Here is a 23,625-nt window from a genome sequence, read left to right as displayed (position 1 = left end):
GAACCGCAGGTGGCGGTCCGGTCGGGTGCGCTGCTGGCTCCCCGGCTGGTGCGGCTCACCGCCTCGCGGGATCAGGCGGGCCAGGCGGGCCAGGCAGGCCAGGCAGATCAGGCGGCGGGAGCGGTCCTGACCGACCAGGTGCCGGCCTGGCCCACCGAGGGAACCGTGCTGATCACCGGCGGCACCGGCGGCCTGGGCGCACTGACGGCCCGGCACCTGGTGACCGCTCACGGTGTGCGCCGCCTGCTGCTGACCAGCCGACGCGGCGCCCAGGCCCCCAGGGCCGAAGCACTGCGCGAAGAGCTATCCGCGCTGGGTGCTGAGGTGTCCATCGTCCCCTGCGACGTCGCCGACCGCGCCCAGCTGGCCGCTGTCCTGAAAACTGTTCCACCGCAACACCCGCTGACCGCTGTGGTCCACACCGCAGGCGTTCTCGACGACGGGGTCCTGACCGGCCAGAACCCCGAGCGGCTGGCCGCGGTGCTGCGTCCCAAGGTCGACGGGGCCTGGAACCTGCACGAACTGACCCGTGACCTGAACCTGCAGGCGTTCGTGCTCTTCGGGTCGCTGGCCGGGGTGCTCGGAGCACCCGGCCAGGCCGGCTACTCGGCCGCCAACGCCTTCCTCGACGCCCTCGCCCAGCACCGCAGAGCCAACGGACTTCCGGCCCTGACTCTCGCCTGGGGCCCGTGGGCCGCGGACGCAGGGATGGCCGGCACCCTGACCATGAAAGACCGAGAACGTCTGGCGCGGGCAGGAACTCCGGCCCTCGGCGAGACCCAAGGGCTGGCCCTGCTCGACGCGGCACTGCGTGGGCAATCCGCCGCGATCACCGCGGCGAGGCTGGATCTGGCCGCCTTCCGCAGCTCCGGAGCCGTGCCCGCAGCCCTGCGCGCACTGGTCCGCTCCACCCGCCGCGCGCCGGCCTCCTCAGCTCGCGGAGGCGACGGCTCTCTCGCCCGCAAGCTGGCCCGGATCGAGGCCGCGGACCGGCAGTCGTACCTGGTCGAGCTGGTAAGGGCCGAGGTGGTCACCGTGCTCGGGCACGCCTCGTCGGCCGGGGTCGATCCGCGCCGCGAGTTCCGTGACCTGGGCTTCGACTCTCTGACCGCGGTCGAGCTGCGCAACCGGCTGGGCACCACCACCGGCCTGAAGCTGCCGGTCACCGTCGTCTTCGACTACCCGACGCCCACCGGCCTGGCCGAGTTCCTTCTTGCCGAACTGCTGGACGAACACCCGGAAGTGATTTCCACCGCGGCGAAGACCGATTCGCCGGAGGATCCAGTGGTGCTGGTGGGCATGGCCTGCCGGTACCCAGGTGGGGTGCAGTCGCCCGAGGACCTGTGGCAGCTGCTGCGCGACGGGCGGGAGGGAATCGGTCCGTTCCCGGCCGACCGAGGCTGGGACCTGGCCGCCCTCTACCATCCGGATCCCGACCAATCAGGGACGTCCTACACCCGCCACGGTGGTTTCCTCGCCGATGCCGGTGGTTTCGATGCGGAGTTCTTCGGGCTCAGCCCGCGCGAGGCATTCGCCACGGACGCGCAGCAACGGTTGCTGCTGGAAACGTCCTGGGAGGCGCTGGAACGCGCCGGCATGAATCCGGCGGCGTTGCGGGGCAGCCGGACCGGGGTGTTCGCCGGAGTCATGTACAGCGACTACGCGAACCTGTTGACCGGCGCGGAGTTCGAGGGCTACCGGGGAACCGGAAGCGCCGGGAGTGTCGCTTCGGGGCGGATCTCGTATGCGCTGGGTCTGGAGGGCCCGGCCGTCACGGTGGACACCGCCTGTTCCTCGTCCCTGGTCGCCCTGCACCTGGCCGCCCAGGCGCTGCGCACCGGCGAGTGCTCGCTCGCCCTGGCGGGCGGGGTGACGGTGATGGCCACCCCCGGCGCCTTCGTGGAGTTCTCCAGGCAGCGCGGGCTGTCCCCGGACGGACGGTGCCGGTCGTTCGCCGACGACGCGGACGGCGTGGGCTGGTCCGAGGGTGTGGGCATGCTCGTGCTGGAGCGGCTTTCGGACGCCGAGCGCAACGGTCACGAGGTACTGGCCGTCCTGCGCGGATCGGCGGTGAACCAGGACGGCGCCTCCAACGGCCTGACCGCGCCCAACGGTCCCTCCCAGCAACGCGTCATCCGTCAGGCGCTCACCGCGGCGGGCCTGACTCCGAGCGACGTGGACGCCGTGGACGGGCACGGCACCGGCACCACCCTCGGAGACCCGATCGAGGCCCAGGCGCTGCTGGCCACCTACGGTCAGGAGCGGCCGGCCGAGCGGCCGCTGTGGCTGGGGTCGGTCAAGTCGAACCTTGGGCACACCCAGGCCGCGGCCGGGGTGGCCGGGGTGATCAAGATGGTTCTGGCCATGCGGCACGGTGTGCTGCCGCGCAGTCTGCACGCCGGGCAGCCCTCGGGCAAGGTGGACTGGAACGACGGGGCCGTGCAGTTGCTGGCCCGGGAGGAACTCTGGCCCGAGGCCGGCCGTCCGCGCCGGGCCGCAGTCTCGTCCTTCGGGATCAGCGGCACGAATGCCCATGTCGTGCTGGAGGCGCCCAGCGCACCGGTTCCGTCCGTCGAAGCCACCGAGCCCGCCACCGTCACCGGACCTGGGCCGATCGTCCCTCTGCTGGTTTCGGCCCACACCGAGCCCGCACTCCGCTCCCAGGCGGCCCGACTGGCCGCGTATCTCGACCGCACCGGCGCCCAGCCGACCGACATCGCCCATGCGCTGGTGACCACCCGTGCCGACCTGGAACACCGGGCCGTGATCCTGGCCGACCAAGGCCACACGGCGATCGGGGCGCTGCAGAACCTCATCGCCGGGCAGGCTTCACCCCACCTGATCACCGGCCCGGCCGAGGGCCCGGCCCCGCGCATCGCCTTCGCCTTCAGCGGCCAAGGTGCTCAGCGTGCAGGTATGGGACTTGGCCTGTACGAACAGTTCCCGGTCTTCGCGCAGGCTCTGGACGAGGCCCTGACCGCGGTCGGACTGGATCGCCGGGCGCTGGCGGATGCCGAGCAACTGGATCGCACCGGGACCACCCAGCCCGCGCTCTTCGCCCTCGAGGTCGCCCTGTTCGCTCTGGTCAGGTCGTGGGGGGTGCGGCCGGCGGCGCTGATCGGGCACTCGGTGGGCGAGATCGCGGCGGCCCACGTGGCCGGAGTGCTCTCACTGCCCGATGCGGCCGTGCTGGTGCGAGCGCGCGCCGAGTTGATGCAGGCACTGCCCAAGGGTGGGGCGATGGTGGCTCTCCCGGTGAGCGAGGGTGAGCTGGGTGAGCTGCCAACCGGAGTCAGCCTGGCAGCGGTCAACGGGCCCTCTTCCGTGGTACTTTCCGGCGACGAATCGGCAGTGCTCGAGTTCACGGCCCAGTTCCCGCGCCGCCGCCGACTTTCGGTCTCGCACGCGTTCCACTCGGCGCTGATGGAACCGATGATGGACGCTTTCCGCCACGTGGCAGCGGGTCTCACCTTCCATGAGCCCCGGATTCCGCTCATCTCGAACGTCACCGGACAACTGGCCACCGAGGCCGAGTGGGGCGACCCGGACTACTGGGTCCGTCATGTTCGAGTGGCCGTCCGATTCGCCGACGGGGTGCGGGCCTTGGCCGAATCCGGCGTGCAGGGCCTGCTCGAGCTGGGCCCCGACGGCGTGCTGACCGGCCTGGCGCAGGACAGCCTGCCCGCCGATGCCCTGCTGGTGCCGCTACTGCGCAAGGACCGGGACGAGACCACGGCGGCCCTCTCCGCGCTGGCCCGCCTGCACACCCGGGGCGTCACCGTGGACTGGACGGCGCTCGTTCCGGTCCGTCGACCGGACGAGGCATTGCCGACCTACGCCTTTCAGCATCAGACTTTCTGGCCGCAGGCGTCGGCCTCGGGGCAGGACGGTCCGCTGTGGGCAGCGGTGGACGAGGGTGATGCAGCCCGGCTGCAGGCCCTGCTGAATCTGTCCGACCTGGCCGCCGCCACCGACATGCTGAACGCGCTGGCGGCCTGGCGGCAGCGTGACGTGGTCAGCGACACGCGCCGCTACCAGGTCGGGTGGGCCCAACTGTCCGAGGCCGGGTTGACCGACGCCACTGGGAAGACCTGGGCCGTGCTGGGTGCGGACCAAGTGCCACCCGAGGAAATAGCCCTTCTGGAAGCTGCTTTCGCGACGACCGGAGCGCAGCTCACGACGGTTGCTGAGGCGGCCGACGGGATACTTTCGCTGCACGGGCTGGGCGAGGACCCGGTGGCCCCGACCCTCGATCTGGTAAGCCGACACGTGGCCGGCCTCGAGGACGTCCCCTTGTGGTTGGTGACCAGGCGGGCGACCACCGATCCCACAGCCGCCCAAGTGGCCGGGCTGGGCCGGGTGGCCGGGCTCGAAGGCCCGCGCAGCTGGGGCGGGCAGATCGACCTGACCGGCCCGCTGACCGAGGCCGTCGCCACCCGGCTGGTCGCCGCCCTGCACCGCGGTGGTGAGGAGGACCAGTTCCGGATCACCGAGCAAAAGACCGAGGGCCGCCGGCTGCGCAAGGCCGACCCGGCTCCGGCCGCGTCCGACTTCACCGTCTCCGGCACGGTGCTGGTGACCGGCGGAACCGGTGCCCTGGGCCGCCAGGTGGCGCGCTGGCTGGCTGCCCGCGGGGCGCAGAAACTGGTGCTGCTGTCCCGCCGGGGCCCGCAGGCGCCGGGTGCCGTGGATTTTGCCGCCGAGCTGAGCGGGAACGGTGTCCAGGTCGAGGTGGTGGCCTGCGACCTGAGCAACCGGCAGGCGCTGGCCGCAGTTCTGGCCGAGCATCCGGTTGATGCGGTGATCCATGCCGCCGGGCTGGGACAGGCCGACGAGCCGCTGGCCGGGATGTCCCCGGACCGTTTCGCCGAGATCGTGCAGGCCAAGGTGGACGGCGCCCGGCATCTCGACGAACTGCTGGCCGACCGGGCCCTTCAGTTCTTCGTGCTGTTCGGATCGGTGGCCGGGGTCTGGGGCGGAGCCGGGCAGGGCGCGTACGTGGCGGCCAACGCCGCGCTCGACGCGCTGGCCGCCGACCGTCACGCCCGCGGCTTGCCGGCCACCTCGATCGCCTGGGGAGCCTGGGGCGGAGAAGGGCTGGCGGCCGACGACGTCTTCGCCCAGCAGATCCGGCGGCGGGGCCTGGGCCTGCTGCCGCCCGACGAGGCGGTGGCCGAACTAGGCCGCGCCATCTCCTCCGGGCAGCCGCAGGTGGTCGTCGCGGACGTCGAATGGGACCGGTTCCTGCCGGTCTACACCTCGGGACGGCCGTCCGCGTTCTTCAGCGAACTGCAGGCCCCGGCCGAGAGCGCCCCCACGGGTGAGTGGGCCGAGCGTCTGAGCACCATGAGCGAGTCCGAACGCCGCCGCACTCTGCTGGATCTGGTGCGCAGTGAGGTGGCCGCCGTGCTCGGGCACAGCTCCGGCGCCGCGGTCGGGGAGCGGAAAGCGTTCCAGGAACTGGGCTTCGACTCGCTCACCGCGGTCGAGCTACGCCAGCGTCTGGTCTCGGTCACCGGTCTGGACCTGCCCACGACGCTGGTCTTCGACCACCCGAACCCGGCCGACCTGGTGCAGTTCCTGCAGTCGCGGCTCAACGGCCGGGCCCGGACACCGATCGCCTCCGGTCCGGCCACCGCCTCGCAGGAGCCGATCGCCATCGTCGGGATGGCCTGCCGCCTGCCCGGCGGCGTCGCATCCCCGGAAGACCTGTGGGATCTGGTGCTCGAGGGCGGCGACGCCATCTCGGGCTTCCCGGCCGGACGCGGCTGGGACCCGGAGGCGCTGTACGACCCGGATCCGGACCGCAGCGGGCACACGTACACGCTCGAAGGCGGATTCCTGCACGAGGCCGACCAGTTCGACGCCGCCTTCTTCGGGATCTCGCCCCGTGAGGCGCAGGCGATGGACCCGCAGCAGCGTCTGCTGCTGGAGACCGCCTGGGAGACTCTGGAACGGGCCGGTCTGGACCCCGATGCGCTGCGGGGCAGCCGGACCGGCGTGTTCGTCGGTTCCAGCGCCCAGGAGTACGGCGCCGGGGCGGGTGAGGGCGCCGAAGGTCATCTGGTCACCGGCACCCTGCCCAGCGTGCTGGCGGGTCGTCTGTCCTACGCCCTCGGGCTGCGCGGGCCGGCGGTCATGGTCGACACCGCCTGCTCGTCGTCGCTGGTGGCGCTGCACCTGGCCGTGCAGTCGCTGCGCAGCGGGGAGAGCACGCTGGCGCTGGCCGGCGGGGTCACGGTGATGACGACCCCGGCCGCGTTCGTGGCGTTCAGCCGGCAGCGGGCCCTGGCCGCCGACGGCCGGTGCAAGGCCTTCGCCGAGGGCGCCGACGGCATGGCCCTCGCCGAAGGGGTCGGCCTGCTGCTGGTCGAGCGGCTGTCCGACGCCCAGCGCAATGGCCACCAGGTACTGGCGGTGGTGCGGGGATCGGCGGTCAACCAGGACGGAGCCTCCAACGGCCTGACCGCGCCCAACGGCCCGGCCCAGGAACAGGTCATCCGCGACGCCCTGACCGCCGCCGGACTCACCGCTGCCGAGGTGGACGCGGTGGACGCGCACGGCACCGGAACGGCGCTGGGCGACCCGATCGAGGTGCAGGCCCTGCAGGCCGCCTACGGGCCGGATCGGCGGCAGCCGCTGCGGGTGGGCTCGGTCAAGTCCAACATCGGGCACACCCAGTCGGCCGCCGGGGTGGCCAGCGTGATCAAGATGGTCCAGGCGCTGCAGCACGCTCGGCTGCCGCGCACCCTGCACGTCAGCGAGCCGTCCTCGCGGGTGCGCTGGGCCGACGCAGCGGTGCACCTGCTCACCGATGAACAGGACTGGCCGGTGACCGGTCGCCCGCGGCGGGCTGCGGTGTCGTCGTTCGGGATCAGCGGGACCAACGCCCACGTCGTCCTGGAACAGAGCCCAGCCGACACCGGTGTGGCGGACGAGGCGCCAGAACCGGGCGTCCTGCCGTTCCTGATCTCGGGTCGAGGGCGGCCGGCCGTGCGGGCCAACGCGGGCCGGCTGGCCGCGGTCGTCCCCGGCGTCGAACGCCCCGACCTGGCCTGGTCGCTGGCCACGGCGCGGGCTCGCCACGAGCACCGGGCCGTGGTGGTCGCCGGTGAGCGGGAAGAGCTTTGGACGGGGTTGCGGGCGGTCGCTGAGGCGGCGCCTTCAGCTGGGGTCGTGGAGGGAATTGCGGACGTCTCGGGCCGGGTCGTGTTCGTCTTCCCCGGCCAGGGCGCGCAGTGGGTCGGGATGGGGGCCCGGCTCCTGGACGCGTCGCCGGTGTTCGCCGAGCGCCTGGCCGAGTGTTCGCTCGCCCTGGCCCAGTACGTGGACTTCTCAGTGCTGGACGTGCTGCGGGGTGCGCCGCAGGCCCCGGCCCTGGAACGCGTGGACGTGGTGCAGTGCAGTTCGTTCGCGGTGATGGTGTCGCTGGCGGCGCTGTGGCGCTCGCACGGCGTGCAGCCGGACGCCGTGATCGGCCACTCGCAGGGGGAGATCGCGGCCGCCTGCGTGGCCGGGGCCCTGAGCCTGGACGACGCGGCCCGGGTGGTGGCCCGGCGCAGTCAGGCCATCGCGGCGACGCTGGCCGGGGCCGGAGCCATGGCGTCGGTGCAGTTGCCGGTGGCTCAGGTGCAGGAGCGCCTGACGGCCTGGGGCGGCCGGCTCTCGGTGGCGGCCGTCAACGGCCCGGCGTCGGTGGTGGTCTCCGGCGACGTGGAGCCGATGGACGAACTGCTGGCCGAGCTGGCCGGGCAGCAGGTGCGGGCCCGGCGGATCGCGGTGGACTACGCCTCGCACTCGGCCCAGGTCGAGGCCCTGGAAGATTCGCTGCAGAGAGCACTTTCGCGGGTCCGGCCGGGTCGGACCGAGATCGCGATGCTCTCCACCGTGACCGGGCAGTGGCTCGACGGCACGGAGCTGGACGCTCGTTACTGGTACCAGAACCTGCGCTCGCCGGTGCAGCTCGAACCGGCCGTGCGCTCGCTGCTGGACGGCGGTCACCACGCCTTCGTCGAGATCAGCCCGCACCCGGTACTGACCGTCGGCATCCAGGCGACCCTGGAGGACGGCCCGACGAATGTGGACGTGCCGACCGTGGTGCTCGGGACCCTGCGACGGGACCAGGACGACCAGACCCGGGTGCTGACCACTCTGGCCGAGGCCTGGGTTCGGGGCCTGCCCGTTGACTGGAACACCGTGCTGCCGGCCGGGCAGCGCATCGACCTGCCCACCTACGCCTTCCAGCACGAGAGCTACTGGGCGCTGCCGGTCGAGAAGAATGCTGCGGCAGCCGATCCGGACAGCGAGCGGTTCTGGTCCGCAGTCGAGCGGGCCGACCTGGACGAGCTGACGGCCGGGCTGGACGTGGAACCGGACGCACTGGCCGCGGTGCTTCCGGCCCTGTCCGGCTGGCGGCGCGCCGCCGGGGAACGCTCGCTCACCGAGTCGTGGCGCTACCGGGAGGTCTGGCGTCCGCTCGCCGAGGACCTGCGCCCCCTCGAAGGGAACTGGCTGCTGGTGCGCTCCGCCGAAGACTGCGCGGTGGCCGACGCAGTCGAAGCCGCGCTGCGCGATCACGGAGCCACTGTCCGCCTGGTGCCGATCGGCCCGGAACAGACCGGCCGGGCCGCGGTCGCCGAAGCCCTGGCCGACCAGGCACTGGACCTGCGGGCAGTGGTGTCGGTGCTGGGACTCGCGCCGCACGGTCTGGCCGCAACCCTCGGCCTGGTGCAGGCACTGGGCGATCTGAGCCTGGACGCGCCGCTGTGGTGTCTCACTCAGGGCGCGGTCAGCACCGGGCGCAACGACCTGCTCACCGCGCCCGAACAGGCGCAGATCCTGGGGCTGGGGCGGACCGCGGCCCTGGAGCATCCTCAGCGTTGGGGCGGGCTGATCGACCTGCCCGCCGATCTGGGCCCCAGAACCGCGCGTTCGTTGGCGGCGGCCCTGGGTGGGAGCTCGGGCGAGGACCAGCTGGCCGTGCGACCGGGTGGGCTGCTGGCCCGGCGTCTGGTGGCTGCTCCGTCACCCCGCAGCGCGGCGCCTGAGTGGACGCCGCAGGGCACGGTACTGATCACCGGCGGCACCGGGACCATCGCCCCGCACGTGGCCCGCTGGCTGGCCGGTCTCGGCGCCACCGACATCGTGCTCACCAGCCGCCGCGGCGACCAGGCGCCTGGTGCTGCCGACCTGGTGGCCGACCTGACCCGGGCCGGCGCCCGGGCCGAGGTGGTCGCCTGCGACGTCAGCGACCGCGACGCCGTGGCCCGGCTGCTGCAGCACCTGGCCGGCGAGGGCCGGGCGGTGCGCACCGCCGTGCACGCTGCCGCCCAGATCGAACTGCGTCCGCTGGCCGAGACCACCCCCGAAGAGTTCGCCGCGGTGCTTGCGGCCAAGGTCGACGGCGCCCGGCACCTGGCCGATCTGCTCGACCCGGAGATCCTGGACCGGTTCGTGCTCTACTCCTCGACGGTCGGCATGTGGGGCAGCGGCGCTCACGGGGCCTACGCGGCCGGTAACGCCTACCTGACCGCGCTCGCCGAACAGCGTCGCGGCCAAGGGCTGCCGGCGACCGCGGTGGCCTGGGGCATCTGGTCCGACGACCGGGCGCTGGGCCGGGTGGATCCGGAGCAGATCCGGCGCAGTGGGCTGGACTTCATGCCCGCGGCCCAGGCCCTTGCGGCGCTGCGGCGGGCGCTCACCGACGACGAGGTGGCGCTGACGGTGGCCGCCGTGGACTGGGAACGCTATTACCCGGTCTTCACTTCGGGGCGCGACACCCGCCTGTTCAGCGAGCTACCAGCGGTGCGCCTGCTGACCACGGCTGCGCAGGAGGCGCCGGCCCAGGTCGAGGGCGAGTTCGCGACCAGGTTGCGACAGGTGCCCGAACGCGAGCGCGAGCGGCTCGTCCTGGACCTGGTGCGCGCGCAGGCGGCCAGCGTGCTCGGCCACTCCGGTCCCGAGGCGGTCCCACCCACCAAGGCCTTCCGCGACATCGGTTTCGACTCCCTCACCGCCGTGGACCTGCGCACCCGACTGGCCACGGCGACCGGCACGACCCTGCCCACCACCCTGGTCTTCGACCACCCCACCGCCGGGGCACTCAGCGCCCACCTGCTCACCCTGCTGACCCCGGGCGCCGGGGGAGGCTCGGCCGTGGTCCCGGCCGAGGCCGACTCCGAAGAACCGATCGCGATCGTCTCGATGGCCTGCCGCTACCCCGGCGGCGCGGACTCACCGGAACAGCTGTGGGACCTGATCCGCGACGGGGTGGACGCCATCTCCACCTTCCCGGCCGACCGGGGCTGGGACGCCCAGACGCTGTACGACCCCGACCCGGACCGGCCCGGGCACACCTACTCGGTCAACGGCGGCTTCCTGCACGAGGCGGCCGCCTTCGACGCGGGCTTCTTCGGCGTCTCGCCGCGGGAGGCCCTGGCCATGGACCCGCAGCAACGCCTGCTGCTGGAAGTGGCCTGGGAGACCTTCGAGCGGGCCGGGATCGAACCGGGCAGCATGCGGGGCAGCCGCACCGGGGTGTTCGTCGGCGCCAGCTACCAGGACTACGCCGGTGAGGGCGGTGGCGCCGACGGTCACGAGATCACCGGGGCCATCCCGAGCATCGCTTCCGGGCGGATCGCCTACCTGCTGGGGCTGGAGGGCCCCGCCCTCAGCGTGGACACCGCCTGCTCGTCCTCACTGGTCGCACTGCACCTGGCCTGCCAGTCGCTGCGCTCCGGCGAGAGCTCCCTGGCCCTGGCCGGAGGCGTCGCCGTGATGTCCACCCCGGCCGCCTTCGTCGGCTTCAGCCGGCAGCGGGCGATGGCCCCGGACGGGCGCTGCAAGGCCTACTCCGACGACGCCGACGGGATGAGCCTGGCCGAGGGCGCCGGACTGGTCATGCTCGAGCGGCTGTCCGACGCCCGGCGCAACGGCCACCCGGTGCTGGCGCTGGTCCGGGGATCGGCGATCAACCAGGACGGCGCCTCCAACGGCCTGACCGCCCCCAGCGGGCCCGCCCAGGAACGGGTGATCCGGCAGGCCCTGGCCAACGCCGGTCTCGCCCCGGCCGAGGTCGACCTGGTGGAGGGGCACGGCACCGGGACCCGGCTCGGGGACCCGATCGAGGCGCGGGCACTGCTGGCCACCTACGGAGGCGACCGCGAGCGTCCTCTGTTGCTGGGGTCGGTCAAGTCGAACATCGGGCACACCCAGATGGCCTCCGGCATCGCCGGGGTCATCAAGGCGGTGCTGGCCATGCGTCATCGGACCGCCCCGCGCACCCTGCACGCCGACACCCCCAGTTCGCACGTGGACTGGTCGGCCGGCGCGGTGGAGGTGCTCACTTCTGAGCAGCCGTGGCCCCGGACCGGCCGGCCGATGCGGGCAGCGGTCTCCTCCTTCGGGCTCAGCGGTACCAACGCTCACACGGTGCTGGAGGAAGCTCCGTCCGAAACGCCCACCGAGCGCGAACTGGTTGGCCCTCAGACGCTTCCGATTCTGCTGTCGGGGCGGGACGAGTCCGCCCTGCGCGCCGGGGCCGCTCGCCTGGTGTCCGCCGCGGACCGCCTGCTGGACGAACCTCTGGATCTGGCCTACTCCCTGGCCGCCACCCGAACCGCACACACCGAGCGGGCGGCGATCCTGGCCTCGGACCGCGACCAGGTGCTGTCGGCGCTCACCCACCTGGCGTCCGGCACGCCGGATCGGGCCATCCTCCGGGGCACCGCCAAGTCGTCCCGCCTGGCCTTCGTCTTCGGGGGCCAAGGAGGACAGCGGCTCGGTATGGGGCGCGAGCTCGCCGAGACGTATCCGGTGTTCTCCGCGGCCTGGGACGAGGTCCTGGCCCAGCTCGATCCCGGACTGCGACAGGTGGTGCACGGAGACGACGCGGCCACCCTGGAGCAGACCGGGTGGACGCAGCCCGCGCTGTTCGCCTTGGAGGTGGCGCTTTTCCGTCTGCTGGAGTCGTGGGGTGTTCAGCCGGATGCGGTCGCCGGGCACTCGGTGGGCGAGATCGCGGCGGCGCACGTGGCCGGGGTGCTCTCGCTGGAGGACGCCGGCCGCCTGGTCAGTGCCCGGGCCCGGCTCATGCAGGCCCTGCCCGAGGGCGGAGCCATGATCGCGATCCAGGCCACCGAGGCGGAGGTCTCGGCCCGACTGGAAGGACTGGTGTCGGTAGCCGCGGTCAACGGCCCGCGCTCGGTGGTGATTTCCGGCGACGCGGGTGAGGCTGTGTCGCTGGCCCAGGCGTTCTCCGCAGAAGGACGCCGGACTCGCCGGCTGTCGGTCTCGCACGCCTTCCATTCGCCGTTGATGCAGCCGATGCTCGACGAGCTCGCCACGGTCGCGGCCGAACTGGATCACCGTCCGCCGATGCTTCCTCTGGTCTCCGGGGTCACCGGTCAGGTCGCAACCCCGGAAACCCTGAGCGCGCGGGGCTACTGGGTACAGCATGCCCGTGGCACCGTTCGTTTCGCCGATGTGGTGAACGCTCTGGCAGCCAGCGGAGTGAAGGACTTCCTGGAAGTCGGGGCCGACGCGGTGCTGACCCCGATGGTCGGCGAGACGCTCGGGCCGGATCCGGACCTGACGGTGCTACCGGCCCTGCGCCGCGACCGCAGCGAGGCCGAAGCGCTGCTCACCGCGCTGGCCGGCCTGCACGTGCGCGGCTTCGCTGTGGACTGGGCCGAGTTCTACCGCGGCACCGGCGCCCGGCGGATCGACCTGCCCACCTATCCCTTCCAGCGGCGCCGCTACTGGCCCAAGACCCCGGCCAGTACGCTCATCTCGGCCGGGCGCTATCAGGTGCGCTGGCATCCGGCCGTGAACGGCGACGTTCCGGCGTCCTCAGGCCGTCGGCTGGCACTGGTCCCGGCTGCTCTTCAGGACGATCCCTGGATCGGCGCGGTGCTCGCAGCGCTCGGTGACGTGACGGTCCTGCCCGTTGCCCAGATCGACCGGGCGGCGCTGGCCGAGCAGTTGCGCTCGGCCGCTTCTCCCGGCCAGATCGTGTCTTTCCTGGCCCTCAGCGACACGTCGGAGGGTCTGCTCGCCACCCTCGCGCTGGTGCAGGCCCTCGGTGACGCTGGTCTCGGCGCGCCGGTGTGGTGCCTGACCCGAGGGGCGGTCAGCACCGACACCGCGCAACCCCCGTCGTCCCCGATTCAGGCGGGTGTGTGGGGCCTCGGCCGCACCATCGCCCTCGAACGGCCCACGGCCTGGGGCGGACTGCTCGACCTGCCCACCGAACTCGACCCCACCGTCCTGAAAAGGCTTTCGGAAGCCCTCGCGCTGGGCGGGGACGAAGACCAGATCGCGGTGCGGCGGGCGGGGGTGTTCGTCCGTCGGCTGGTGCGCTCGCCGCAGACGCGTTCCGGTCGGGACTTCCGGCCGAACGGGACCGTGCTCGTCACCGGTGGCACCGGAGCCCTGGGCAAGGAGGTGGCCCGCTGGCTGACCGGTCTGGGCGCGGCGCGGGTCGTGCTCGCCGGGCGACGCGGGCTCGCTGCCCCCGGCGCTGAGGAACTGGCGCAGGAGCTGGGCGCGGCGGTCGAGATCGTGGCCTGCGACGTGTCCGACCGGGAGGCGCTCACAGCCCTACTGGATCGGATCGGCCCCTTGCAGGCGGTGATTCACGCGGCCGGGGTGCTGGACGATGGCGTGCTGGACGGTCTCACCCCGGAGCGACTGGAGCCAGTGCTGAGGGCCAAGGTCGCCTCGGCCTGGCTGCTGCACGAGCTCACCCGCACGGCCGACCTCGAGGTCTTCGTCCTGTTCGCCTCGACCTCCGGTGTCGTCGGCTCAGCCGGCCAGGCCGGCTACAGCGCGGCCAACGCCATGCTCGACGCCCTGGCCGAACACCGGCACGGGTTGGGTCTGCCCGCCACGTCGATCGCCTGGGGGCCCTGGGCCGGCGACGGGATGGCCGCCGGTGAGGGCGTCGGCGACCGGCTGCGGCGCGGTGGTCTGCGTCCGTTGGCGCCGGCCGCCGCAGTGGCCGCGCTGGGGGAAGCAATCAGCAGCGGCCAGCCCACGGTCGTCGTCGCCGATCTGGACGAACCGCGATTTGCCGCCGCTTACAGCGTTTCCCGGCCGAACCCGTCCCTCATCGAGATCGCCCCGCCGAACCGCACGGTGACCGCAGCGGCCGATCCCGTCCCGGTTTCCGGACGCGCCGAGCACCTGCTGGATCTGGTGCGCACCCAGTCCGCCGCCGTGCTCGGGCACGACGACAGCGTACCGGTCTCCGCCGATCGTCCCTTCGCAGAGCTGGGGTTCACCTCGCTGACCGCACTGGAGCTGAGCAACGCGCTGTCCGCGGCCACCGGTCTGAGCTTGCCCGCCACGGTGATCTTCGACTACCCGACTCCGCGTGACCTGGCCCAGATGCTGCAGGACACGCTGACCGGCACCTCGTACGACACCGACCATACGGTGACGTCGACCGCGGTCCGCCCGGTGGACGACGACCCGGTGGTGATCGTCGGTATGGGCTGCCGGTTCCCGGGCGGCATCACCGGCCCGGATCAGCTGTGGCAGTTGCTGGTCGAGAAGCAGGACGCGATCTCGGCCTTCCCGGCCGACCGGGGATGGGACCTGAACGCCCTGGCTGATGGGTTGTCGATCACCCGCGAGGGCGGATTCCTCCACGAAGTGGCCGGTTTCGACGCTGAATTCTTCGGCATCTCACCGCGCGAGGCCCTGGCCATGGACCCGCAGCAGCGCCTCGTGCTGGAAACCGCCTGGGAGGCGCTGGAACGCGCCGGGATCGACCCCCTGGCGTTGCGTGGGGACCAGGCCGGGGTGTTCGTCGGCACCAACGGCCAGGACTACGGCGGTCTGCTCCGCTCGGGCACCGAGGACGTTCGAGGTCATGCCGCCACCGGCACCACGGCCAGCGTGCTCTCGGGCCGACTGGCCTACTCCCTGGGGCTGACCGGCCCGGCCATCACGGTGGACACCGCCTGCTCGGCCGCGCTGGTGGCCATGCACCTGGCCGCCCAGGCGCTGCGCTCGGGTGAGTGCTCCCTGGCCCTGGCCGGCGGCGTTTCGGTGATGTCCAGCCCGGACTCGTTCGTGGAGTTCAGCGCCCAGGGCGGACTGGCAGCCGACGGCCGCTGCAAGTCCTTCGCGGCCGGGGCCGACGGAACGTCCTGGTCCGAAGGTTCGGGAATGCTCGTACTGGAGCGGCTTTCGGACGCGCGTCGGCTCGGCCACCCGGTGCTGGCCGTGGTCAAGGGGTCGGCGGTCAACCAGGACGGCGCCTCCAACGGTCTGACCGCACCGAACGGCCCGTCGCAGGAGCGGGTGATCCGCCAGGCCCTGGCCAACGCCGGGCTCACACCGGGCGATGTGGACGTGGTCGAGGCGCACGGCACCGGGACCGAACTCGGCGACCCGATCGAGGCCCGCGCCCTGCTGACCACCTACGGGCAGGACCGGGCGCCGGAACGTCCGCTCTGGCTGGGCTCGGTGAAGTCCAATCTCGGGCACACCCAGGCTGCGGCCGGGGCCGCCGGGGTGATGAAGATGGTGCTGGCCATGCGGCACGGCGTGCTTCCGGCGACCGTGCACGTGGATCAGCCCACGCCGCACGTGGACTGGACGAGGGGTGCCGTCCGGTTGCTGACCGAGGCGCAGGGTTGGGCCTCTGATCAGAGACCGCGGCGAGCAGGGGTTTCTGCGTTCGGGGTCAGCGGCACCAATGCACACGTCATTCTCGAACAGATTGAGGACGACTCTCCCGCACCGACCGTGGACAGCGGCCCGTTGAGTGGGACGTTGCCCTGGGTGGTCTCGGCCCGTTCGGAGGCCGCGCTGGCCGAACAGATCGAGCGGCTGACCAGTTCGCCGCAAACGGCAGCCGAGACGGGCGCGGGACTGGCCCGGCGGGCGGTGCTGCCTCAGCGCGCGGTGCTGCTGGCCGGCCCGGACGGTGTTCTCGAGGTCGCCCGCGCCGGTGCTGTGGAGAACGGCCGTCTGGCCTACCTCTTCGGCGGTCAGGGCGGCCAGCGTCCCGGCATGGGCCGAGAGCTGGCCGAAGCTTTCCCGGCCTTCGCTGCGGCGTGGAACGAGGTGCTGGCCAAGTTCGGTCCTGGGCTGCGTGAGGTAATTCTGGGCGAGGACGCGGCGGTGCTGGAACGCACCGAGTGGGCCCAGCCCGCGCTGTTCGCCTTCGAGGTGGCGCTTTTCCGGCTGCTGGAGTCCTGGGGCGTCCGCCCGGACGCGGTTGCCGGGCACTCGGTGGGGGAGATCGCGGCCGCTCACGTGGCCGGGGTGTTCTCGCTGGAAGACGCCTGCCGCCTGGTGGCAGCCCGGGGCCGGCTCATGCAGGCGCTTCCCTCAGGGGGAGCGATGCTTTCGGTGCGGGTGAGCGAGCAGGAGGCACTCGACGAACTGGCTGACCGGCCCGAGGTGGGCCTGGCGGCGGTGAACGGGCCACGGTCGGTGGTTCTGGCCGGGCCGCGCGAAGATCTGGAACCTCTGGCGCTGGCCTGGGCGGCGCCGCAGTACCGGGCGACCTGGCTGTCGGTCAGCCACGCCTTCCATTCGCCGCTGATCGATCCGGTGCTGGACGAACTTCACGCTGTGGTGGCCGAACTGGATTTGAGGACGCCGGAACTGGACCTGGTCTCCACGGTCACCGGATCACGGATCACGGATGAGATCTGCGATCCGGCCTACTGGGTGCGGCACGCCCGGCAGACGGTCCGCTTCGCCGATGCGGTCCGGACGCTGCGCGAACAGGGAGCCACCTGGTTCGTGGAGGTCGGGCCCGGGGGAGCGCTGGCTGCTTCCACCCGACTGGTCATCGAGGACGAGAGCTCTTCGGGCCGCCGGTCCCTGGTCACGCCGTTGCTGCGACGCGAGGTGGGCGAGGTCGAGGCGGTCCTGACCGGCGTCGCCAACCTGTGGACGGCCGGGGTCCCGGTGCGGTGGAGCAGCTTCTACCCGGGCATCACCGCGGACTGGGGACAGCTGCCCACCTACCCGTTCCAGCACCGGCGGTACTGGCCGGAGCCTGCTGCCGCCAAGGCCGATCCGCGCGATGCGGCCTTCTGGGACGCGGTGGAGCAGACCGACGCCCCAGCCGTCGCCGAGCTGGTCGGGTTGCCCGCCGAGGCCTTGCAGGACGTGCTGCCGGCGCTGAGCAGTTGGCGCCGCGAGCGTGACCAGGTGCAGGCGGCGCAGGAGTGGTGCCATGCCTGGCGGTGGAGCGCTCTGCCCACGCCAACGATGGCGACTCCCGCGGGTAAGTGGCTTGTTGTCAGCCGTGACGGTGATGCGGACGTTCCCGTTCCGGCGGGTGCGGTGCGAGTTGAACTCGGCTCGTTGACCGAGCAGATGGGGGATCACGCTGACGCGGTTGGTGTGCTGTTGCTGCCGCGCGCTGCCGACCCAGGCACGTTGCTGACCCTGCTTCGGGCCATGGATGACGCGGGCCTGGACGCGCCACTGTGGTGCCTGACCCGGGAGGCGGTCGTCGCGGGGGCTTCCGCTCCGTCCGGGCCGCGAGCCGGGGCCGCGGTGTGGGGCCTCGGGCGGGTGGCGGCTCGGGAGCATGCCGATCGCTGGGGTGGGCTGGTCGATCTGCCGGCCGAATTGGATGAGGCCGGGCGCGCCCGGCTACAGAGCCTGCTCGCACAGGGGCGGGCGGGAGAGGAGCAGACGGCGATCCGGGCGGGCAAGGTGCTCGGACGCCGTCTGGTCCGGACCGCCGCTTCTGCCCGGGACGTTTGGCGGCCGCAAGGCACGGTCGTGGTCAGCGGGGACGCCGCTGATGTGGCTGGGCCGCTGGTGCGGTGGTTGCTGGAGTCGGGGGCGGAGCGGGTGGTGGTGACCGGTCCGGGCGACCTGACGGACCCGGCCGTTCCGACGCGCTCGGTGAGCCAGGAAGGTCCGGTGAGCTCCGTGGGTTCGGCGAGTTCGGTGGGCGAGGCGGGCTCGGTGGGCTCGGTGGGCTCGGTGGGCTCGGCAGGCCTGGTGAGTGAGGCAGGCCCCGTGGGTGAGGCAGGCCCCGTGGGTGAGGCAGGCCCCGTGGGTGAGGCAGGCCCGGTTGGAGCTGCCCCGGCCGAGGGCCTGATCCGCCGGCCCTTCGCCGATCTGGGCCAGGTGATGGCGGAGTTCGCTCCCAAGGCGGTGCTGCACACGGTGGCACCGGGCGCTCCCGGGGCCTTGGGTGAGCTCTTGCCGGAGCAGGTGGAACAGGAGTTGGCCGAGGTGGCGGCGTTCGAGGCAGCCTTGGCCGGTCACGAGCCGAAGCTGGTGGCCGTGTTGTCGGGGTTGCCGGCAAGTTGGGGCCTGACCGGCCGGGCGCTGGATGCCGCGAGCTACGGAGCCTGGGATGCGCTTGTACAGCAGATGACGGGCCCGGACCGGGTGGCGGTGTCGGTCTCCCTGGCGGCCTTCGAGTCCGGCGCCGCATCCGAGGCCAGGCATCAGCGGCTGAACGGACTTCCTCCCATGAGTTCAGCTCCGGCGCTACGGGCACTGGCGCGAGTCCTCGGAGGCGGCGAACCCGAGCCCTTGATCGCAGATATCGACTGGACCACGGTTGCGCCCAGCTTGTTCGCCGGCCGCGCCACCACCCAGCTGAACGATCTGCCCCCAGCCCGGAAGGCCGCCGCCGAGGCAGCCCGCTCGAAGACCCGCGAATCCGACCTCGGCGAACACCTGCGTGGTCTGCCGAGGGCCGAGCGGGAGGCGGAGGTGCTGGCGGAGGTGCTGGAGCGGGTTGCCCTGGTGCTCGGACACTCCGGTGCCGCCTCGGTCGATCCCGACGTGCCCTTCCGCGACCACGGCTTGGACTCCCTGACCGCAGTCGACCTACGAGACCAGCTCACCCCGTCCTTTGGTCCAGATCTGCCGGCCACCCTGGCCTTCGACCACCCGACCGCCCGCGAACTCGCCGCCCACCTGACCGCCGAACTGCTCGGCGGCCTCGAGACGCAGGACGGCCCGGCCGCCTCGGCCGAGACCACCGACCCGATCGTGATCGTCGGGATGGCGTGCCGATTCCCGGGTGGGGCGAACTCGCCCGAAGAGCTCTGGCAGTTGCTGGAGAACGGCACCGACGCCACCGGCGACTTCCCCTCCGACCGGGGCTGGGACCCGGCCGCGACCAGCTTGCGGCGGGGCGGATTCCTCGACAACGCAGCCGACTTCGACCCGTCCTTGTTCGGTGTCTCACCGGCCGAGGCGCTGGTCATGGATCCGCAGCAGAGGCTTGTGCTGGAGGTCGCCTGGGAGGCCTTCGAACAGGCCGGAATCGACCCGCGCAGTGCTCGCGGCTCGGAAGTGGGGGTCTACGTCGGTGCTACCGGCGGCGACTACCGGCCCCCGCGAACCAGCCGTGGGCAGGTGCAGACCGCCCAGGCGGCGGCGGTGATCGCCGGGCGGGTGTCGTACTCGTTCGGGCTGCAGGGACCGGCCGTCACCGTGGACACGGCCTGCTCCTCCTCGCTCGTCGCGCTGCACCTGGCCGCGCAGGCGCTGCGTTCGGGGGAGTGCACGATGGCCCTGGCCGGCGGTGTGGCCGTGATGTCCACGCCGGTCGCCTTCGTCGAGTTCGGCGAACTGGGCGCCCTCTCGCCGGACGGGCGCTGCCGCGCCTTCGCCGACGGGGCCAACGGCACCGGCTGGTCCGAAGGCGCCGGAATGCTGATGCTGGAACGAATGTCGGACGCCCGCCGCCAGGGCCACGAGATCCTTGCGGTTCTGCGGGGGTCGGCGGTCAACCAGGATGGCGCCTCCAACGGCTTCACCGCACCCAACGGGCCTGCCCAGCAGAAGGTTCTGCGGCGGGCTCTGGACAGCGCCGGACTGCGGCCCGCAGACGTGGACGTGATCGAGGCGCACGGCACCGGCACCGCCCTGGGCGACCCGATCGAGGCGCAGGCGCTGATGGCGGTCTACGGCCGGGACCGCGAGCAGCCGGTCCTGCTCGGGTCGGTGAAGTCCAACATCGGGCACACCCAGGCCGCGGCCGGGGTGGCCGGCGTGATCAAGGCGGTGCTCGCGATGCGGCACGGTGTCGCCCCCGCCACCCTGCACGCCGCGCAACCCTCGTCGCACGTCGACTGGCGGTCCGGAACCCTGCACCTGCTGGACGAGGCCCGGCCCTGGCCCGACTCCGGACGTCCCTTCCGCGCCGGTGTGTCGTCGTTCGGGGCGACCGGGACCAACGCGCACGTCATCCTGGAAAATGTTGAGCCGCAGCCGCTTGCGCCCAAATCCGAGCGGTGGCCGCTGCTCGTGCCGCTCGCTGCGCGCACCGGCCCGGCTCTGCGAGGGCAGGCGCGACGTCTGCTGACCCACCTGGAGTCGCAGCCGGAGCAGACGCTGACCGATGTGGCCTTCTCGCTGGCGACCACGCGGTCCGCGCTGCCGTTGCGAGCCGGGCTGGTGGCCGCCGACCGGAGGCAGTTGCTCGTCGCGCTGGACGCTTTGGCGAACGGTGAAGCGGAAGCCCCGGCGGTGCAGGGCCGGGCCGGCTCGGGCAAGCTGGCCTTCCTGTTCTCCGGGCAGGGGGCTCAGCATCTCGGTATGGGCAGCGAGTTGCGCTCCCGGTTCCCGGTCTTCGACCAGGCCCTGGCCGAGGTGTTCGAAGAGTTCGGCCGCCACTTGCCGGAACCGCTGGCCGACGTGCAGTTCGGCGGCGACCCGGACCGGCTGGACCGCACGGACTGGGCGCAACCGGCCCTGTTCGCCACCGAAGTCGCGTTGTTCCGGCTGCTGGAGAGCTGGGGGCTGCGCCCGGATGTGCTGGCCGGGCACTCGATCGGAGAACTGGCCGCCGCGTACCTGGCCGGGATGCTCAACCTGCCCGACGCCTGTGCGCTGGTCGCCGCCCGCGGTCGGCTGATGGCCCAGCTGCCGCCCGGCGGAGTGATGCTGGCCGTGCGGGCAGACGAGAAGGACGTGCTGCCGCTGCTGACCAACAATCGCGTGTCCTTGGCCGCGGTGAACGCGCCGGGCTCGGTCGTGCTGTCGGGGGCTGAGACAGACGTCCTGGCCCTCGCCGGGCAACTGCCGGGCAAGGTGCGCCGGCTGAGGGTCTCGCACGCCTTCCACTCGTCCCTGATGGATCCGATGCTGGAGGAATTCCGGTCCGTGGCCGAGAGGCTGACCTATCGGCCGCCTACGCTCGCACTGGTCTCGACGGTCACCGGTGAACCGGTCGACACCGAACAGTTCTGCACGCCCGAGTACTGGGTGCAGCAGGTGCGCCGTCCCGTCCGGTTCAGTGCCGCGGTGGCATCGCTCGCGGCGGCGGGGGTGAGCCGGTTCCTCGAGGTGGGTCCGGATTCCGTGCTCGGTAGTCAGGCCGAGATGTCGCTGTCCGACGACAGCGTGGTGGTGTCGGCGCAGAAGGCGGGGACCTCGGAAGCGCAGGCCCTCCTCACCGCGGTGGCTCGCCTGCACGTGGCCGGTATCAGCCCGGACTGGTCGGCCCTGTACCCGGGGGCGCACCGGGTGGCCCTGCCCACCTACGCCTTCGACCGCCAGCGGTTCTGGCCCGACGCCGAGCCCCGTCACGAGGTTGCCCCGACCACTGCGGACGGAGAGTTCTGGGCCGAGGTGAGTGAGGGCGACACCGATGCCCTGGCTGAGCGTCTGGGCCTGCCCAGCGACTCGCTGGACGCGGTGCTGCCGGCCCTGGCCGGATGGCACCAGCGGCAGAAGACCACGTCGGTGCTGAATTCCTGGCAGTACCGGACCGGCTGGCAGCCCTGGGCGCCGACCGAGGTGGCCGGTCGGCCCGGAACGACGGGGCCGACGGAACCTGTCGCCGGAAAGAGGTGGCTGGTCGTGGTTCCGGCCGCGCACGCCGACGATCCGTGGGCCCTGGCCGTCGCGGCCGCTCTTCCTGGAACGGCAGAAGTGCTCAGAGTCGCCCAGCCAAACCCGCAGCACCTCGCCGACCGCCTGCCGCAGGCCGCCGAGGCCGTCGTCTCCCTCCTGGCCCTGGCCGGGCGCGAGGGCCCAGCGCTGACCGCAGTTCTGAGCCAGGCCCTGCAGCAGGCCGGCCTGCGGGCGCCGCTGTGGTGCCTGACCCGCGCCGCCACCTCTGCGGGTGGTTTCCAGGCCGGGCCTGATGTCTGGCAGGCCGGGGTCTGGGGGCTGGGCCGGGTTCTGGCCGTGGAACAGCCCGAAACCTGGGGCGGCCTGATCGACCTGCCCGAGACGGTCGAGGGGCATACGTTGTCGGCCGTTCTCACCGCCGAGACTCCGGAGGACCAGTTCGCCGTTCGGGACGACGAGATTCTGGTGCGTCGCCTGCTGACCGGCTCGGCCAATGAACAGGAGTTGGGCCCGGAGTGGCGGCCGGACGGCACCGTTCTGATCACCGGTGGTACCGGCGCCCTGGGCCAGTACCTGGCCCGGCATCTGGCCGGACGGGGAGCCAGGCACCTGGTGTTGGCGGGACGACGCGGACTGGAGGCTCCGGGCGTCCATGATTTGAAGAAGGAACTGGGGGCGCAGGGGACCACGGTCGATGTGGTGAGTTGCGATGTCTCGGACCGAGAGGCCCTTTCCCAGGTGCTGACCCAGTTCCCGCCGCGAGCGGTGCTGCACGCGGCCGGCGTGCTGGACGACGGGGTGGTGAGCACCTTGACCCCCGAACGATTCGCCGAGGTCAGGCAGGCCAAGGCCGATTCAGCGGTGCTCCTGGACGAGTTGCTGAGCGAGGCCGACCTGTCTGCGTTCGTGCTCTTCTCCTCGGCTGCTGCGGTGTTCGGCAGCCCGGGGCAGGGCAGTTATGCCGCGGCGAACGCGGTGCTGGACGCGCTGGCCGAACGGCGCCGGGTGGCGGGCCGAGCGGGTGTGTCGATCGCCTGGGGTACGTGGGGCGATGCGGCGCCAGGTGCGGGCATGGTCGGTGACCGTGCGGTGCAGGGTTCGGTACGGATGGGGGTGCGCCCGATGGATCCGGCACTGGCGGCCCAGGCTCTCGACCGGGTCTGCGCCGGTTCCGCGCCGGCCGTGATCGTGGCCGACATCGACCGGGAACGATTCGCCCGCAACGCCTTCAGCCGACCGCGGCCCGACCGTCTGCTCGCGGACCTGCCCGAGTACCAGGCTCTCGACATCGCTCCCCAGGAGCCGACCGAGGTAGTGGCGGACCTTCGGGGACGACTGTTGTCGCGTCCTTCGGGGGAAAGGCCGGGGCTGGTGCTGGACGTGGTCTGCACTCAGGTGGCGGCCGTGCTCGGCTACTCCGGGCCGGGACAGGTGGAGACCACGACCAGTTTCGGCGACCTCGGGTTCGACTCGGTCAGCGCGATCGAGCTGCGCAACCGGCTGAACGCGGCGACCGGGCTGACCCTGCCGGCCACCCTGGTCTTCGACCATCCCTCGGCCCAGGCCCTGGCCCGGCACGTCCTCGGCCAGCTGATGCCCGAGGAGCAGCCGGACGAGGAGAGCCGGGTGCGGGAGCTGCTGGCCACGCTCAGCCTGGCCCAGTTGCGGCGCAGCGGGCTGCTGGACACCCTGCTGCAGCTGGCCGACGCGCCCGAGGCCGAGGCGTCGAGCAACGGCCACAGCAACGGATCCTCTGACGGTCTCGACCAGATGGACCTGGACGAGCTGGTGCGGGTGGCTCTGCAGAACGAGGACTGA

The 23,625-nt window shown here is 72.3% G+C and carries 1 protein-coding gene (only partly in view); it reads left to right on the top strand.

The features are described 5' to 3' along the window. On the top strand, positions 1–23,625 hold the 3' portion of the coding sequence (locus QSK18_RS11135; protein WP_285618518.1) for a type I polyketide synthase. Its footprint begins 3,891 nt before the window's first position; the window shows 23,625 of its 27,516 coding nt (coding positions 3,892–27,516); its start codon lies beyond the left edge, outside the window; it ends in the stop codon at positions 23,623–23,625.

Source organism: Kineosporia sp. NBRC 101677 (genome assembly GCF_030269265.1).
In the GTDB taxonomy this organism is placed as follows: domain Bacteria; phylum Actinomycetota; class Actinomycetes; order Actinomycetales; family Kineosporiaceae; genus Kineosporia; species Kineosporia rhizophila.
Note: the sequence above shows the minus strand (reverse complement) of the source record. Positions and strands in the feature narration are given on the sequence as shown.